This window comes from Kitasatospora sp. NPDC001309, assembly GCF_042896295.1.
Taxonomy (GTDB): Bacteria; Actinomycetota; Actinomycetes; order Streptomycetales; family Streptomycetaceae; genus Kitasatospora.
In genome coordinates this window covers 133,181-148,649 of the sequence record NZ_JBIAXC010000014.1, presented here as the reverse complement: position 1 = coordinate 148,649, position 15,469 = coordinate 133,181, and the positions used below count along the sequence as shown (strand labels likewise).

At 73.1% G+C, this 15,469-nt stretch carries 16 protein-coding genes; 5 read left to right on the top strand and 11 right to left on the bottom strand.

All coding sequences use genetic code 11. From position 1 onward, the window contains the following. Positions 1–9: 9 nt before the first annotated feature. From ACFY2K_RS17100 to ACFY2K_RS17070, 7 genes are all read right to left on the bottom strand, one after another. Positions 10–255, bottom strand: coding sequence for a ferredoxin (locus tag ACFY2K_RS17100; RefSeq protein ID WP_380398479.1), 246 nt, complete (start codon positions 253–255; stop codon positions 10–12). Continuing rightward, entirely contained in the window at positions 252–1,640 is a 1,389-nt protein-coding gene (locus ACFY2K_RS17095; RefSeq protein ID WP_380523318.1) for a phenylacetate--CoA ligase family protein, read from the bottom strand. Before ACFY2K_RS17095 ends, ACFY2K_RS17100 begins: the two co-directional genes overlap by 4 nt. Further along, complete coding sequence (locus ACFY2K_RS17090; RefSeq protein WP_387712124.1) at positions 1,637–2,623, bottom strand: BtrH N-terminal domain-containing protein; 987 nt, start codon at positions 2,621–2,623, stop codon at positions 1,637–1,639. Before ACFY2K_RS17090 ends, ACFY2K_RS17095 begins: the two co-directional genes overlap by 4 nt. Further along, on the bottom strand, positions 2,623–3,297 hold the full coding sequence (locus ACFY2K_RS17085) for a hypothetical protein (RefSeq protein ID WP_380523316.1): 675 nt from the start codon (positions 3,295–3,297) through the stop codon (positions 2,623–2,625). Before ACFY2K_RS17085 ends, ACFY2K_RS17090 begins: the two co-directional genes overlap by 1 nt. After that, the gene (locus ACFY2K_RS17080) at positions 3,294–3,980 is read right to left on the bottom strand and encodes a class I SAM-dependent methyltransferase (RefSeq protein ID WP_380523315.1); all 687 of its coding nucleotides are present in this window, start codon (positions 3,978–3,980) and stop codon (positions 3,294–3,296) included. Before ACFY2K_RS17080 ends, ACFY2K_RS17085 begins: the two co-directional genes overlap by 4 nt. A gap of 34 nt (positions 3,981–4,014) precedes the next feature. Beyond that, on the bottom strand, positions 4,015–5,061 hold the full coding sequence (locus ACFY2K_RS17075) for a BtrH N-terminal domain-containing protein (protein ID WP_380523314.1): 1,047 nt from the start codon (positions 5,059–5,061) through the stop codon (positions 4,015–4,017). Between the two features lie 64 nt (positions 5,062–5,125). Next, complete coding sequence (locus tag ACFY2K_RS17070; RefSeq protein WP_380523381.1) at positions 5,126–6,439, bottom strand: TrpB-like pyridoxal phosphate-dependent enzyme; 1,314 nt, start codon at positions 6,437–6,439, stop codon at positions 5,126–5,128. A 421-nt stretch (positions 6,440–6,860) separates the two neighbouring features. Here ACFY2K_RS17070 and ACFY2K_RS17065 point away from each other — a divergent pair, with 421 nt between their 5' ends. Next, on the top strand, positions 6,861–8,951 hold the full coding sequence (locus tag ACFY2K_RS17065) for a molybdopterin-dependent oxidoreductase (protein ID WP_387712120.1): 2,091 nt from the start codon (positions 6,861–6,863) through the stop codon (positions 8,949–8,951). A 15-nt stretch (positions 8,952–8,966) separates the two neighbouring features. On the opposite strand, the gene ACFY2K_RS17060 is transcribed toward ACFY2K_RS17065, so the two are convergent. Further along, positions 8,967–9,317, bottom strand: coding sequence for a hypothetical protein (locus ACFY2K_RS17060; RefSeq protein ID WP_380644857.1), 351 nt, complete (start codon positions 9,315–9,317; stop codon positions 8,967–8,969). Between the two features lie 219 nt (positions 9,318–9,536). Between ACFY2K_RS17060 and ACFY2K_RS17055 the strand changes: the two genes are divergently transcribed. Continuing rightward, on the top strand, positions 9,537–10,046 hold the full coding sequence (locus ACFY2K_RS17055; RefSeq protein ID WP_380593574.1) for a hypothetical protein: 510 nt from the start codon (positions 9,537–9,539) through the stop codon (positions 10,044–10,046). 80 nt (positions 10,047–10,126) lie between these two features. Here the strand turns inward: ACFY2K_RS17055 and ACFY2K_RS17050 are convergent, their stop codons facing one another. Beyond that, positions 10,127–10,975: an NAD(P)H-binding protein gene (locus ACFY2K_RS17050; RefSeq protein WP_387712116.1), complete on the bottom strand. Its 849-nt coding sequence runs from the start codon at positions 10,973–10,975 to the stop codon at positions 10,127–10,129. After that, a complete protein-coding gene (locus ACFY2K_RS17045; protein WP_380523309.1) occupies positions 10,972–11,400 on the bottom strand; it encodes a nuclear transport factor 2 family protein in 429 nt (142 codons plus the stop codon). The genes ACFY2K_RS17050 and ACFY2K_RS17045 overlap by 4 nt, the downstream gene beginning before the upstream one ends. Positions 11,401–11,487: 87 nt before the next feature. Here ACFY2K_RS17045 and ACFY2K_RS17040 point away from each other — a divergent pair, with 87 nt between their 5' ends. After that, positions 11,488–12,069 (top strand): TetR/AcrR family transcriptional regulator, encoded by a 582-nt coding sequence (locus ACFY2K_RS17040; RefSeq protein ID WP_380594731.1) that lies wholly within the window; start codon positions 11,488–11,490, stop codon positions 12,067–12,069. A 108-nt stretch (positions 12,070–12,177) separates the two neighbouring features. After that, positions 12,178–13,188: a serine hydrolase gene (locus ACFY2K_RS17035; protein WP_387712113.1), complete on the top strand. Its 1,011-nt coding sequence runs from the start codon at positions 12,178–12,180 to the stop codon at positions 13,186–13,188. 26 nt (positions 13,189–13,214) lie between these two features. On the opposite strand, the gene ACFY2K_RS17030 is transcribed toward ACFY2K_RS17035, so the two are convergent. Beyond that, complete coding sequence (locus ACFY2K_RS17030) at positions 13,215–13,670, bottom strand: MarR family winged helix-turn-helix transcriptional regulator (protein ID WP_380523305.1); 456 nt, start codon at positions 13,668–13,670, stop codon at positions 13,215–13,217. Between the two features lie 178 nt (positions 13,671–13,848). Between ACFY2K_RS17030 and ACFY2K_RS17025 the strand changes: the two genes are divergently transcribed. After that, the gene (locus ACFY2K_RS17025; protein ID WP_387712109.1) at positions 13,849–15,426 is read left to right on the top strand and encodes an MFS transporter; all 1,578 of its coding nucleotides are present in this window, start codon (positions 13,849–13,851) and stop codon (positions 15,424–15,426) included. The last annotated feature ends 43 nt before the right edge of the window (positions 15,427–15,469 follow it).

Here is a 15,469-nt window from a genome sequence, read left to right as displayed (position 1 = left end):
ACATTCACATCATCCCCCGGTGGTCGTCGCCACGTATCGAATGGAGTCGGTCGGACAGGAGTCCACGGCGTCCAGCACGCAGTCGAGTTCGCGGTCCGTCTCCGGCTGTTTGCTGACGTAGTGCACGTCGTTGTCGAGGTCGCCCTCGAAGTTCTCGGGCGCGAGGTCCTGGCAGAGCCGGCAGTCGATGCAGGTCTCGTCGATGGTGAACCTCCCGTCCAGCGGCAGCCCGGTCGGCAGCGGCAGCTCGGTCACGTCCCGCCGCCCCCCTCGCCCCCGGGCCGGCCGTGCGGCGCGGTGAAGTTCCGCATGGTCGGCTTCGCCGAGGTCCGCAGCGCCTGCTCGAAGCGGGCGACGTCCAGGGCGCGGAAGCGGGTCGGGGCGCCCAGCCGCTCCCGGGCGCGGTCGGCGATCAGGGCGCGGGTGGCGTCGTCGCCGGAGGACGGCGGCAGGGCGATCTCCAGTGCGTCGCCGTCGACGTCGAAGGCGAAGTAGTAGGGGGCGGCGGTCATCGCCCCGAGGACGATGTCCTCGACCTCCAGCTGGGAGGTCCAGCGGGTGCCGACCCGGATCCGGTCGCCCATCCGGCCCCGGTGCCGCAGCCGCCGCAGCGGGGAGCCGCAGGCGCAGGGCGCCGCCTCGATCAGGCAGGTGTCGCCGGTCCGGTAGCGCAGCAGCGGCATGGCCCGGCTCGCCAGGGTGGTCACCGCGAGCTCGCCGACGGAGCCGTCCGGCAGCGGTGCGCCCGACGCCGGGTCGACGACCTCGAAGTAGCTCCGGGTCTCCACCAGGTGCAGGTCGCCGAGCGCGCAGAACATCGCCAGGGTGTTGGTCTCGGTCATGCCGAACATCGAGTAGGCGGTCGCGCCCCAGAGGTCGTGCAGCCGCTGCTTCTTGGCCGGGGACGACCCCTCGCCCGCCATCAGGATCCGGGTGACGGCGAGGTCCCGGCGGGGGTCGAGGCCGGCCCGCCGGGCGGTCTCGCCCAGGAACAGCGCCCTCGTCCCGGAGCACACCAGGGTGGTGGCGCCCGCGTTGCGCAGCGCCCGGACCATCCGTTCGGGCGGGCAGCCGGGGGAGGCCGCGCCGAGCGGGACGATCGTGCAGCCCAGGATCTCGAACGCCCGGTCCAGGTCCTGGCCGACGCCGGCCAGCTCGTACGGGACGGCGACGGCCACCACGTCCCGTGCGTCGACCACCGCGGCGAGCAGGCCCGCGACGGTCAGGTTGTTCTCCAGCCAGTCCTCGACGGTGAAGAACGCGCCGATCGAGCGGCCGTCGCCGGTCCCGGAGCTCTCGTCGAAGCGGATGACCTCCCGCTTCGGTACCGCCAGCAGCCCGAGCGGGTACCCGGCCTTGAGGTGCTCGCGGGTGGTGAAGGGCAGGCGCCGGAACGCCCCGGGCCGGCCCGCCGCGGCGGCCTCGGCGACCTCCCCGGGCACGTGGGCGGCGTAGAAGGGCGAGTTGGCGCACGCGTGCCGCACGGCGCGGGCGAGGGCCTGCCGGGCCCAGTCGTCGAGCCCCGGCCGGTCGAGTGCGCTCACCTCGGCGACCCGCCGGGCGATGGCGATGCGGGCGGCGACCCGGTCGCGCAGCCGGCCCGTCGACGCGTGCCCGGCGGTGGTGGTGGCGGTCGTCATCGGGACGCCTCCTCCAGGGCGGTCATGGCCGCGCGCTCCTGCCCGGCGAGTTCGCCGACGACCGCGGCCGCCTCCTCCAGCGAGCCCCGCAGGGAGGCCTCGTCGGCCTTCCGCAGCAGGGTGGCGACCTCCGTCCAGCGGTCGGCCGTCCGGCGGTAGTCGGCCGCGGCGAGGCGGTAGGCCTCGATGCCGGTCAGACCGTGCGCCTCGTCCAGGAAGCGGGCCCAGAGCGCCCGGAAGAAGCCGCCGCCGGTGCCGCCGTCCTCCATGCTGACGCCGATCCGGCGCACCGCCGCGACCGGGTCGTCCAGCTGCTCGGACCACCTGCGCATCAGCGAGCCGGTCTTGGCGATCCCCTTGAAGCCGAGGTTGGTGATCGGCGGGGCGAGGAAGTCCCGGGCGGTGGCCAGGACCGCGCCGCGGCAGCCCTCCGGCAGCCCGGCCGGGTCGAAGTCGCCCGCGCCGAGGCGGAAGGCCAGGTTGCGGGAGCTCATCGGCCCCTTGGCGGCGCGGGCCTCGCGCAGGCTCTGCCGGGAGGTGCGCCGGACGCCGAGCGGCGCCGTCTCCGCGAGCAGGAAGGCGTCCCCGTCGTAGCCGACGCAGGTCACGTAGTGCGCGGCGAAGTGGTGGCTCTCCTCGGCGTAGTCGAGGTGGAAGCGGTCGAGCTTCAACCCCACCACCTCGCCCGCGTCGAGGGCGGCCAGCAGGCCGGCCTCCGCGCGCTCCCGGGAGGTGGTCTCCTGCTCGTGGAGTTCCAGGCCCAGCGCCCGGACGGCATTGCGGATCAGGTGGTCGGGCTTGACCCGGCCGCCGAGGAAGGGACCGGGCATCTGCTTCGAGTGCCAGTAGAGGAAGGAGAGGCCCTGCCCCAGGCCGAAGACCAGCGGCTCGCTGAGCTCGATGCCCTTGGTGCGGAGCATGTTGACCAGGGCCGTCGACTCGCAGTGGTCGCCCGAGTAGGGGGCGGGAGCGGTGGTCCCCATCAGGCGGTTCTCCCCTCGCGCGGGGCCTGGTGGACGATCTCCAGCACCGTCCCGTCGGCGTTGTTGCGCAGGTGGCCGTAGGTGTGGCCGAGTTCGTCGGCCTCGGTGAAGGCGATCACTTCGAGGTGCGCCGCGTCCCGCGCCAGGGTGTCGAGGGTCCGCCGGACGTCGGCCTCGGCGCGGACCTCGACGGCGAGGTGGGACATCAGCAGTCGGCGCTCCTCGGTGCTGCGCTCCCGCCAGCTGCCGTAGTGCTTGCAGGCGAAGGTCTCGATGGCGCGGCCGTCGGGCAGCACGACGGAGTTCCACCACCCCTGGGTGCCGTACTGGCGCGGCGAGATGTACGAGGGGCCGGTCTCGACCTCGGCGATCCGTCCGGCCGCGCGGAGTCCGACCAGGTGGGCGTGCCAGTCCAGGACGGCGTCGTCGCGCTCGTAGTCGCCGAGGTAGATCCCGATGTGGTTGACCCGGGCGAGTCCGTCGGCCAGCCCGGTGACCAGGCGGTCCGTCCCGGGGCCGCACCAGCCGCGCAGGTGCTCGGCGCAGTCGACGTCCTGCCAGCTGCCGGAGGCGTCGAGGACGGCCTCCCAGACCGCGTCGAAGTCCGCGGGCCCGGGAAAGCGTCCGTCGTAGGTGGTGGAGAGTCTCGGCGTGCTCCCTGCGAGTGCGTTCACGACGCTTCCTTCCTGCCGGTGATGACCAGCCCCAACAGCACTTCCTTCACCTCGGCCACGAGGCCGGCCTGCCGGAGCAGCTGCTCGACCTCGCTCCTGACGTACGAGGAGTTGATCGAGGAACGGAACCCGGGCCGCATGTCCGCCGCGATGTTGGCCTTCATGAACTGGAAGGTGACGCGGTCGACGTCCCGGCGCAGGTCGGTAACGCAGTAGTGGCCGCCGGGCCGCAGCACCCGGTGGAGCTCGGACAGCGCGCGGACCGGGTCCGCCCACTCGTGGAGGGAGGCGGAACTGAACACGTGGTCGAAGGAGTCGTCCCGGTAGGGCAGGGTCAGGACGTCCGCGCAGTCGTAGGTGCAGCGCTCCGCGAGGCCGTAACCGGCGGCGTTGGCACGCGCCCGCCGGAGCATCGCCTCGGAGATGTCGACCCCGGTGAGTTTACCCGGACTTTCCGTTTGTTTCATCCATTCCAGCCCCAAGTATCCTGGGCCGCAACCGAGTTCGAGCACCGACCCGGAGCGGATGCCGGCCCCGAGGACGTCGTCCACCTTCTCCTGGAGCCAGCCGTGGTCCCGGATGTGACGCTGCATCTCGTCGTACTTCACCGCGATCTCGTCGCCCTGCAGACCGTCCTCGGTCTCGTGGACGCGATCGGCGGCCCTGCCCCGCGCACCAGCCATGGTCGACCCGCTTTCTGCGATCCCCCGGGGCCGTTCAGCCCGCGATGTCGGTGGTGACGTCGAGCAGCCGGCCGAAGGCGGCCTGCTCGGCGTCGGCGATCGCGGCCAGCCGGGCCCCGACCGTGTTCAGCTGCTGCTGCCGTTGCTCCGGTCCGCCCGCCGCGCCGTTGCCGGCGTCGCCGTAGCCGAGCAGCAGCTCGATCACCTCGTCCCAGTCCTGCCGGAGCTGCTCGAAGGCCCCGATCACCGGGTCGAGCCGGACCTCCCCGGAGCGGCTTCGCACCTCGCGGAGGAAGTCCAGGTAGAGGCCCCGGAAGTTGGTGCCGCCGGTCCCGGCGTAGCGCCAGAACCGCCCGGTGGCCGGCACCAGCTCGACGTCGGACGCCAGCGCGTCCCGCCAGCCGGGGATCTCCGCCGCCGCCCGGCGCAGCCCGGCGATCCCGAACCGGGGCCCCCGGTCGTCGAGCACCGTCCGCGCGGCCGCGCGCATCGCGCCCCACGCCCGGTCGAGCAGCAGCGGCTCCGGGTTGGCGGTCAGCCGCTCCGGCAGCGGGCCGAGGTGCAGCTGCCGGTTCGGCGAGGGCATGAACCCCTCCGTCGAGCCGCGCGCCAGCCGGAGCGACTCGACGCTCAACTCCCTCGCCCCGCCCTGCTGTTCGGTGTCGATGACATAGGCCGTGGTGTCGTCGAGGCCGTACAGCGCGATGCAGTGGGCGGCGAAGTGGCTCTTGGAGGTGAAGTAGTCGAGGTAGTAGATGTCCACCGTCACGCCGACCACGGACCCGGCGCGCAGCAGCTCGGCGGCCCGCTGCTCGGCGGCGGCCTGGTCCGCCTCCTGCGACTCCCGCAGCTCCACGCCGAGGGCGGCGCAGGCGTTCCGCGCCAGCTCCCCGGCGCCGGTGCGCCCGGTGAGCATCGGTGTGAGCCCGGGTGCCGGCGGTTCCCAGTACTGGAAGTCGATGCCCTGCCCGAGCCCGAACAGCATCGGCTCCGAGACGTCGGCGCCGGCGTGGCGCAGCATGGCCCCCAGCGTCGTCGTCTCGCAGTGCACGCCGGGCCGCGCCTGTAGTGCCAACCGCATTGCCCCCCCTAGCAACGAGTTCCAGTGGTGCGGGGCGCGCCCGTGCGCCGCCCCGGTGCGGGTGCTACGCCGGCCGGCCGACGTCGTGGTAGCTCTGCAGGTCCAGCAGGCCCGAGCCGCTGGCGAGCACCACCACGACCGGCCGCTGCCGCCGCGCGTCGGCCTCGGCCACCACACCGAGGGCGGCGGCGAGCGCGTGGTTGGACTCGGGCGCCAGCAGGATGCCCTCGGTCTGCAGCAGCAGCCTCCCGGCGGCGAAGGACTCGGGGTCGCCGAAGGCGACGGCGTCCAGGACGCCCTCGTGCCGCAGCAGGCTGACGATCGCGGAGCTGTGGTGGTTGCGCAGGCCCGCGGCGTGGACGGCCGGGGGGATGTAGTCCATCCCCATCGAGTAGCCCATCACCTCGGGCGTGAAGCCGGCCACGTCGGAGCGGCCGTACCGGTAGACCCCGGCGGTGAGCCGCGGCGCCGCGGTGGACTCCGCCGCGAGGAAGCTCAGGTCGGCGCCGTCCGTACGGGCCCGCAGGTACGGCCCGATCAGGCCGCAGAGGTTGCTGCCGCCGCCCGCGCAGGCGACCAGGTGGTCGCCCCGCCCGGGGGCGCCGAGGTCCTCGCCGAGTTCCTCCAGCTGCGCCCGCACCTCCAGCCCGAGCAGGGTCTGGTGCAGGTAGACGTGCGGGGTGCCGCTGCCGGAGAGGTAGGCGGCCGACTCCTTCCCGAGCGCGTACTGGATGGCGTCGCTGATCGCGGTGCCGAGGCTGCCCGGGTGGTCGGGGACGCGGGCGAGCAGCTCGCGTCCGACCGGGGTGAACGGCGAGGGGGAGGGGTGGACCTTCGCGCCGAGGAGCTCCATGTAGTGCCGGCGGTAGGGCTTCTGCTCCAGGGAGCAGCGCACCATGAAGACCTCCGCGTCGAGGCCGAACATGGCGGCCGCCAGCGCCACGCTCATGCCCCACTGGCCGGCCCCGGTCTCGGTGACCAGGGTCCGGCGCCCCTCCTCGGCGGCGTAGTACGCCTGGGCGATGGCGGAGTTGAGCTTGAAGCTGCCGGTCGGCAGCACGTCCTCGCGCTTGAGGTAGATCCGCGCTCCGGTGCCCAGCCGCTGCTCCAGGCGCCGGGCCCGGTGCAGCGGGGTGGGCCGGCCGACGTGCCGCAGCCAGTCCTGCACCGGCTGCGGGATCGGGACCCACGGTGCGGCCGGCCGGTCGTGCTCCAGGATGGCCTTCGGGCGCACCTTCGCGGCAATCTCGGCAGGGCTCGGATTGCCCTCGTTGCGGACTTCCGGCAGGTGTCCGGGAAGATCGCCGAGAAAGTTGTACCAACGTTTGGGAAGAGTCGAATCAGACCGATTGTCCGACGTGGGAACGGCGCCCGGCAAGAAGTCGACCCGGGAATTCTTCGGGGATAAGGATGCCATGACGCCCTCCAAAAAGGACTTCGCATGGTGCCTACTGGCGGCATCCTAGGGCCAGCTTTGAACGGGGCGCAAGATTCCTGTTTCAAGGATCATGCAGGACTTCGAAAACGTGGGCAAAAAGGGCGTGCGGCCCGTGGAACATCCGGTGGAAAAGCCGCATAACGCCCGGAAGCAGGGTGGTCGACGACGGTGAACTTCACTGCCAAGTCAGCTTCCGGACAGTACAGTTGACGTTGATTCAGCCCGACCCGACTTGACAGGTCACCGTCGAAAACACCGTCGGCGGTCCACGGGTGCACGACCATTCCAAGATCGTGAATTCCAAGATCTCGCGATAGCGGGCGCCGTCGCTTCTCCCTAATTCGACGTGGGGGCCGACCGAATGACCAACGAAGCCGTCCGATCCATCTGCCGCAGCTGCCACGGCGGGTGCGGGGTTCTGCTAATTCCCGGGAACCGTGACGAGTTCACCGTGGCCGGGGACCCGGAGAATCCGAACAACCGCGGATTCCTCTGCGCGAAGGGCCGGGCGGCGCCCGCGCTCGCCCGCCACCCCGACCGGCTGACCCGCCCGCTGCGGCGGGTCGGCAGCCGGGGCAGCGGCGAGTTCGAGGAGATCGACTGGGAGGAGGCGCTCGACACCATCGCCGCCAGGCTCCGCGCCGACCTCGCCGGCGCCGGGCCGCGCAGCATCGTGCTCGCCCAGGGCACCGACCGCAACTACCAGGAGTGGCTGTTCCGCTTCGGGAACGCGCTGGGCACCCCGAACGTCATCGGGCCGGCCCACGTGTGCTTCTACCCGCGCGTCATGGCCGGGATCCTCTCGATGGGCGCGTTCAGCTTCGTCGACTACGAGGGCGGTCCGGAACTCGTCGTGCTGTGGGGGAGCAACAAGCCCGCGACGCACGGGGACGGCGTCATCGGCACCCGGCTGCTCGACGCCGTCAGCCGGGGGACCAGACTGATCGTCGTCGATCCGGTCCGCACCCCCGTCGCCCGGCGCGCCGAACTCCACCTGCAACTGCGGCCCGGGACGGACACCGCCCTGGCCCTGGCACTCCTCCACGAGATCGTCGAACAGGGCCTGGAGGAGCGGGAGTTCGTCTCCCGGTACGCCACCGGCGCCGAGGAACTGCGCGCCCACGTCCGGGAGTGGACACCGGAACGGGCGGCCGGGATCACCGGCGTCCCGGCGGACCTCATCCGCCGGGCCGCGACGGCGTACGGCACCGCGGCGAGCGCGGGCATCGAACTGGGCACCGGGGCGCAGCAGAGCCGGGACTCCTTCGGCACCGCGCGACTGCTCGTCCAGCTCTCCGGACTGTGCGGCAACGTCGACGTCCCCGGCGGCGACGTGCTGTGGGAACCCCCGGGGATCATCGGCAGGCGCGCGATGCCCGGCTACGACCTGCTCCCGGACGGCGCCGGCGGCGACCGGCTCGTCGCCGGGCACTCCATCCTGGGCATGTCCGGCTGGGCGCACCCCGGGGCGGTCTTCGACGCCTGCCTCACCGGCGAGCCGTACCCGGTGAACAGCCTGCTCATCTTCGGGTCGAACCTGCTGGTCAGCTACGCGGACTCGGCGAAGGTGGAGGCGGCCCTGCGCGCCGTCCCCTTCATCGTGGCCGCCGACCTCTTCCTGACGCCGACGGTGCGCTACGCGGACATCGTGCTGCCGGTGCCCAGTTGGACGGAGCGGGACCAGATCGTCGAGCACGCCAACTACGTGGCCAGCCGCAACCGGGTCGTCGACCCCCTCGGCGAGAGCAGGCCCGACGAGGCCATCCTCAACGAACTCGCCCACCGGCTGGGCCTGGAGGGGTTCTGGGACAGCGCCCAGGACGCCCTAGACGCACGGCTCGCGCCGATCGGCATGGACTGGAAGGCCCTCCAGGCCCAGCAGTACCGGGCCACCGGCCTGCGCTACCGCAAGTACGAACAGGAGGGGTTCAGGACGCGCTCCGGCAAGTTCACCTTCCACCACCCCGGCCTGCGGATGATGGGCTACGACCCGCTGCCCGGGTGGACCGACCGCGAGCAGCCGGACGAGGACCACCCGCTGATCCTCACCTCGCGCCACTCGACCTTCTACTTCAACTCGGAGTTCCGCCAGGTCGGCCAGCTCCGCGAGAAGGAGCCCCACCCCCGGGCCGAGCTGTCCCCGCGCGCCGCCGCCGACCGGGGCCTCGCCGACGGCGCCTGGGCCGCCGTCACCCGGCACGACCGGGCGGCCTACTTCCGGGTCAAGGTCACCGACCGGCTGCGCGACGACAGCGTCTGCGTCTCCGCCTCCTGGTGGTACCCCGAGCTCGACGGCCCGGACTCCTGGCGCCTCTCCAACGTCAACCTCCTCACCACCGACGCCGGTTCGAACGCCGAGATGGGCTCCTCCGACCTGCGCGGCTGCACCTGCCAGGTGCGCCCGCTCACCCCGGAGGAGCACGGGAGGCTGGCGGGCCTGCTCGGCATCTGAGTGCCGCCGACTGTCCTAACGACCCGACAGCAGGCTCTCCAGGAACTGGCCGTGCGCGGGGACCGGGAGGCTCCGGGTCTCCGCAGGCTCGGGGGCCTCCGGGGCCTCCGGGGCCTGCGGGGCCGCTACGGTCCTGCGCTCCGGGCTGCCGGTCCGTGCCTGGAGGACCCGGGTCGGCTGCTCCGCCCGGCCGCCGGAGACCATCACACCGACGGCGTCCGCGATGCGGGTCATCGACTGGGGCTGCCCGGCGGTCACCGCCGGCGCCCGGCCGGCCGCCGCCGCCTCACCCCGCAGCCGGTCGACCTCGGCCTCCAGCGTGGCCACCCGCGCCCGCAGGTCGTCCAGCTCGCTCTTCTTCCCCATGCCCCAGGCCCTTCCCGGCCGCTCCCGGCCCTCTGACGTGCCGTTCCACCCTATCCGGGCCGCTCCCGCGCGCCCACGGGGTGCCAGGGTGGCCGGGGCGGCGGCCGTACGGGGCCTGCGGTACGGGCGTTCCGCGTTGACCGCTTGTCTACCGGTGCCGCCTAGCGTCCTTCCTCGTACCCGGCCCGATCCCGGGCCGCCGTCGAAGGGAGAACACTCGTGCTCCGCAGAACTCGTGCACTGCTGACCGGTTCGGCCGTCGCCCTGGCGCTCACCGTCAGCTCGACGGGCTTCACCGCCCACGCCTCCGGGGACCAGAGCGGCATCGACGCCTGCGCCCGGGAGGCGAAGGCGGCGGGCTTCGCGAAGGACAGGTCCGGTGAGGGCCGCAACGACGACGCGATCTACGCCGTCGCGATCGCCATGGCCGAGTCCGGCTGCAACCGCCTGGCCGTCCACACCAACCTGCCCACCGACCCCGACCCGGGCACCAAGGACCTCGGGGCCTGGCAGATCAACGAGCGCTGGTACCCCGAGGTGCACTACCACGACCCGGAGATCGTCACCGCCGAGAACTGGCAGGACATGGGCTGGTCGGCCCGCAAGGCCTACCGGATCGACAACGACGGCACCGGCCGGGGCTGGGCCTCCTGGGCGGCCTGGAACCTCGGCACCTACCAGCAGTACCTGGGCCAGGCCCGCGACGCGGTCAACCGCGCCTGGCAGTGACGCCCCGCCGGCCCCCGGCCCGAGGACCTCGGGCCGGGGGCCGGCGCCCCGGCCGTACCCGGGCGGGCGGGTGGTGCGGGTCAGCGGTCGGCGGTCAACTCCCGTTCGGCGACCAGCCGGAAGCTCCGCGCGGGGCGACCGGTGAGGCGGCGGACGGTGTCGGTGGTGCGGTCCTCGGCGCCCTCCGCGATGGCCCGGTCCATCCCGGCCAGCATCGCGGCGAACTCCTCCGGCATCAGTGCGGCGAGTCGGGCGCGCTGTTCGTCGTACGTCAGGTGGCGGTGGACGACCGAACGGCCGGTGACCTCGGTGAGGACGGCGGCCACGTCGTCGTGGCTGAGCGCCTCCGGCCCGGTCAGGACCAGGTCGGTGTCGGGCGCGTGGTCGTCGGTGAGCGCGTGCACGGCCACGGTCGCGATGTCGTCGGCGTCCACGAAGCCGACCCGTCCGTTCCCGGCCGCGGTCAGGATGGTGCCGTCCGCGCGGATGCCGCGCGCGTGGAGGTGCTCGCCGGTGAAGTTCTGCATGAACCAGGACGGCCGCAGCACCGCCCACTGGTCGAACAGGCCCGGCAGCGCCCGGTGCACCACGCCCACCGCCGGACCCCCCGCGGGCACGGCCGAGGAACTGAGGAGCACCGCGCGGCGCACGCCGGCGGCCCGGGCCCGGCGGAGGAACGGCAGCATGACCGTGGCCGGTTCCGGGTCCCCCACGGGTGGCACGAGGTAGACGCGGTCGGTGCCGGCGAGGGCGCCGTCGAAGGTGGCGGGGTCGAACCAGTCGAAGCGCACCGGCTCCGTGCCGGGCAGAGGTGTGGCACTGCGGCCGGCGGCCCTGACGCGGTGTCCGGCGGCGACGAGCCGCGCGGCGGTGCGGCTCCCGGTGGTGCCGGTGGCGCCGGTGACCAGGACGGTGCTGGTGTCGTTCATCCCGCGCTGCTCCCCGTGAAGTCGAGACCGGGCTGCTGGACGGCGAGCGGGTTCCAGTAGTCGCGGTAGGCGGTGAAGCGCCCGTCCCGGACGGTCACGACGGCGATGTAGGACATGTCGAAGGGGTCCCCGGTGCGGACGACGCGGCCCACGCCGCGCATCTCGACCACGATCGTTGCGGCGTCGGTGGTCCGATGGATCCGCAACTCGGGGAAGTCGTGCAGGTCGATGTGGTCGGGGTAGTCGCGCATGTAGGCCGCGACGGCCTCCCGGCCCTCCAGGCGCCGGGGCAGGCCCGGCGGCGCGAAGGGGAACTCCATCACGCCGTCCTCGGCCCACAGGCCGACCCAGGCGGGAATGTCCTTGTCCAGCAGCAGGCGCAGGCCGTGGCGGTACAGCTCCGCCGGTGGGGTGTTCGCGGGCATGGGTCCTCCGTCGCTTACGATACGGACCAGTGGTCCGCTTCAAGAACGATACGGACCGGCGGTCCGGATCGCAATCGGAGGAAGCAGATGACCGAGCGCAAGCCACGCAAGGACGCGACCCGCAACCGGGCCGCGGCCCTCGCGGCGGCCGACGAGCTCTTCTCCCACGGCGGAAGCGCCGAGGACGTCACCATGGCCGACATCGCGGCGGCGGCCGGGGTCGGCAAGGGGACGCTCTTCCGCGCCTTCGGCGACCGCACGGGCCTGATCCGGGCCCTGTACGCGGCGCGGCTCCAGCCGCTCACGGAAGCCGTCGAGGCCGGCCCGCCCCCGCTGGGCCCGGGCACGCCTGCGCCGGAGCGCGTACCGGCCCTGCTCGACGCCCTGCTGTGCTTCAAGCTGGACAACCGTCACCTCGCCCTGGCCCTGGAGGGGACCGGAGCGGACAGCCCCTACCGGACGGAGCACTACGAGCAGTGGCACACCCTCGTCCGGGAGCTCCTGCACCGGATCCCGGGGGCGGCCGACGGCGACTTCACCGCCCACGCGCTGCTCGCGGCCACCCGTGCCGACCTGGTGGAGCACCTGGCCGGCGCGGAGCACGCCTCCCGCGAGGAGCTGCGGGCGCAGCTGGCGCGCCACGTCGCCCGGGTCCTCGGCGTCACGTGACGGTCCGCCACCCGGCGGGGTGACGGCCCGGCGGAGCGGACCAGGTGTCAGGAAACACCCATCCCGTCCTCAGACTGCTCAAAGCGGCGCTCTCTAGCGTCACTGGACATGACGAAGCGAAGCGTCCCCCGGTCGAGGCTGCTGGCACCCGTCGGCATCCTCGCGGCCGCAGGCATCATCAGCGGGGTGCTGCAAGGGAGTTCCGGTGCCGCCGAGAGCCGGCCGCGGATGTCCGTCGTGGCCGACCCGGCCGCGGTGTCCGCGCCCTCGGCGCCCTCCGCGCCCGCCACCTCCGCTCCGAGCGCCACTGCCGCCCCGACCGCTACCGCTACCGGTGACCCGAGCGCCACCCCGAGTCCCGCGCCCAGTCCCACGCCCACGCCCACGCCCACGCCCGCCCCCGCCCCCGTTGCGGACGAGGCGCTGCGCAGCGCCGCCGCCCGGGCGGACGGCGCGCTCTCGGTGTCCGTCACCGACCTGACGACCGGCCAGTCGCTCACCTACGGTGCGCCCGGCCACGGCTTCGCCACCGCCAGCATCGTCAAGGTCGACATCCTGGCCACCCTGCTGCTCCAGTCCCAGGACGGCGGCACCGCGCTGACCGCCGCGCAGCAGGACCTCGCCACCGCGATGATCGAGAACAGCGACAACGACTCGGCGACGGCCCTGTGGAACGAGATCGGCCAGGACGGCGGGCTGAACGCCGCCGACCGGCGGTTCGGGCTGACCGCCACCACCGGTGGCGCGGACGGTTATTGGGGTCTCACCGCCACCACCGCCGCCGACCAGGCCCAGCTGCTGTGCCAGGTGTTCACCGGTGACTCGATCCTCTCCCCGGCCTCGCGCGGCTACGTCCAGCAGCTGCTGGGCCAGGTCGAGAGCGACCAGCGCTGGGGGGTGAGCGCGGCGGCGACCGGCGGTACGTCCGCGGTGAAGGACGGCTGGCTGCCGCGTGACGCCGACGGCCTGTGGGTGATCAACAGCATCGGCACGGTGGAGCACGACGGGCACCAGCTGCTGATCGCGGTGCTCTCGGACGGCAATGCCGACGAGTCCGGGGGCATCGCCCTGGTCGAGTCGGTGGCCCAGGCGGCCGCCGGTTCGCTGAACGGGAGTTGAGGGCCCCGCCGGTCGGGGGGCCTCGGTCAGCCGGGGAAGACCTGGCCCAGGAGCCGCTGGAAGGTGTGCCGGTCCGCCTCGTCCAGCTGGGCCAGGCCGGTGAGGCCGGACATCAGGTCCAGCCGGATCTGCCGTACGGTGCGCTCGCCCTCCTCGGTCAGCACCACGTTCTTGATCCGCCGGTCGGCCGGGTCCACCTCGCGGCGGACGAGTTCGCGGGCCTCCAGGCGGTCGACGATGCCGGTGACGTTGGAGGCGTCGCAGGCCAGCAGGTCGGCCAGGGTGCGCATCGGGCGGGGCTCGCGCAGCAGGCTGAGGGTCTTGCCCTGCATGAGGGTGAGGCCGCGTTCGGCCGCCAGTGCGGCGAAGTTCCGGTAGTAGGCGGCCGCGGCGCCGGCGACCTGGTCCATCAGCTCGACCGGCGTGGGGGCGGCGGAGCCGGTGGCGGTCGGGGTGGCGGTCGGGGCGGCGCTCTGGGTCATGGGTCGAGTGTAGGCGGGATTGCTTGACTTCTTCAATCTTTCAGGTCTACCTTCAAGGCATTGCTTGAAGACATCAACCTTGCAGGCTTCAACCGTCCAGGTCCCGCCCGCTGTCTTCGAGCGCCGGCCCGACGCATGCCTGCGCGCGGCCGGCCCCTCCTGGAAGGACCCCCACCTGATGAGCCACGCCGCCGATCGCGCCGTGCCCAGATCTGCCACGGCCACGGCCACGGCCACCGCCGCCACCGGGCGGCGCGGCAGTACGCCCCTGATCCTGGCGCTGGGCCTGGCCGCGATGGTCGTGGCCATGGCGCAGACCCAGGTCGTCCCGATCCTCGCCCTGCTGCAGAAGGAGCTGCACACCGGTGCCGCCGGCGTCAGCTGGGTGACCACCGCCGCGCTGCTCTCGGCTGCCGTCTTCACCCCCTTGCTGGGCCGGGTCGGCGACCAGTTCGGCAAGAAGCGCACGCTGCTCGCCGTCCTCGCCGTCATGGTGGTCGGCTCGGTCATCGCCGCGACCACCACCTCGCTGGCCCTGCTGATCATCGGCCGGGTGCTGCAGGGCTCCGCCACCGCGATCTTCCCGCTCGCCCTCTCCGTGATCCGCGACGAGGTGCCGCAGGAGAAGCTGCACGGGGCGATGGCGCTGGTCAGCGGAACGCTGGCGTTCGGCAGCGGCCTCTCGCTGGTGGCCACCGGGCTGCTCACCCAGGGCTCGCACCCCGACTACCACCTGGTCTTCTGGTTCTCCACCGCGCTGACCGTGCTCGCCCTGGCGGCCGTCGCCGTGGTGGTACCGCACGGCGGCTCGCCCACCGGCGGCCGGGTCGACGTGCTGGGCGCGCTCACCCTGGCCGTCTTCCTGGTCCTGCTGCTGCTCGGCATCTCGCAGGGCCACGAGTGGGGCTGGTCCTCCGCCCGCACGCTGGGCTCGCTGGCCGGTTCCGCCGTCTTCGCCGCCCTCTGGGTGCTGGTCGAGCGACGGGTGCGCAACCCGCTCGTGGACATGCGGATGTTCGTCCACCGCCAGGTGCTCTTCACCAACCTGACCGGGCTCTTCGTGGGCTTCGCCTCGTTCGCCCAGTTCATCGGCATCTCCTACCTCGTCCAGATGCCGGGCCGGCTGACCGGCTACGGCTTCACCGCCTCGGTCCTGCGCGCCTCCGTCGAGTACCTGCTGCCCAGCGCCCTGATCGCCCTGGCCGCCGCCCCGGTCGGCGGACTGCTGGTGCGCCGGATCGGCGCCCGCTCCACCCTCGCGGTCGGCGCGCTGATCGGCGTGGCGGGCTTCGCCTGGCTGGCCTTCGGGCACGGCGCCGAGGCCGCGGTGATCACGGCGGGCATGCTCACCGGCATCGCGATCTCCTTCGGCTACGCCGCGATGCCCGCGCTGATCGCGGCCAGCGTGCCCCTGGAGCAGACCGGCATCGCCAACGGGATCAACTCCATCTCGCGCTCGGTCGGGAGCTCGATCGCCAGCGCGGTGGTGACCTCGCTGCTCGCCTCCAAGACGGTCAGCTACGCCGCGCTCGGTGGCGCCGCGCTGCCCGCGGAGAGCCAGTTCACCCTCAGCTTCGTGATCGCCGCGGTCGCGCTGCTGCTGGCCGCCGGGGTCGCGATGGTCGGACTCAGCAAGCACCACCGGCCGCTCACCGCGCAGGCTGGTACGGAGGCCGGCGCACGGGCCGACGAGCAGCCGCAGGCCGCGGCGGTCGCCGTGCCGGCCGATGCCGAGGCCGGCCCCGACAAGTCCTGACCGACCGGCCGACCCCGCCCCACCCCTCCCCACCCCACAACGC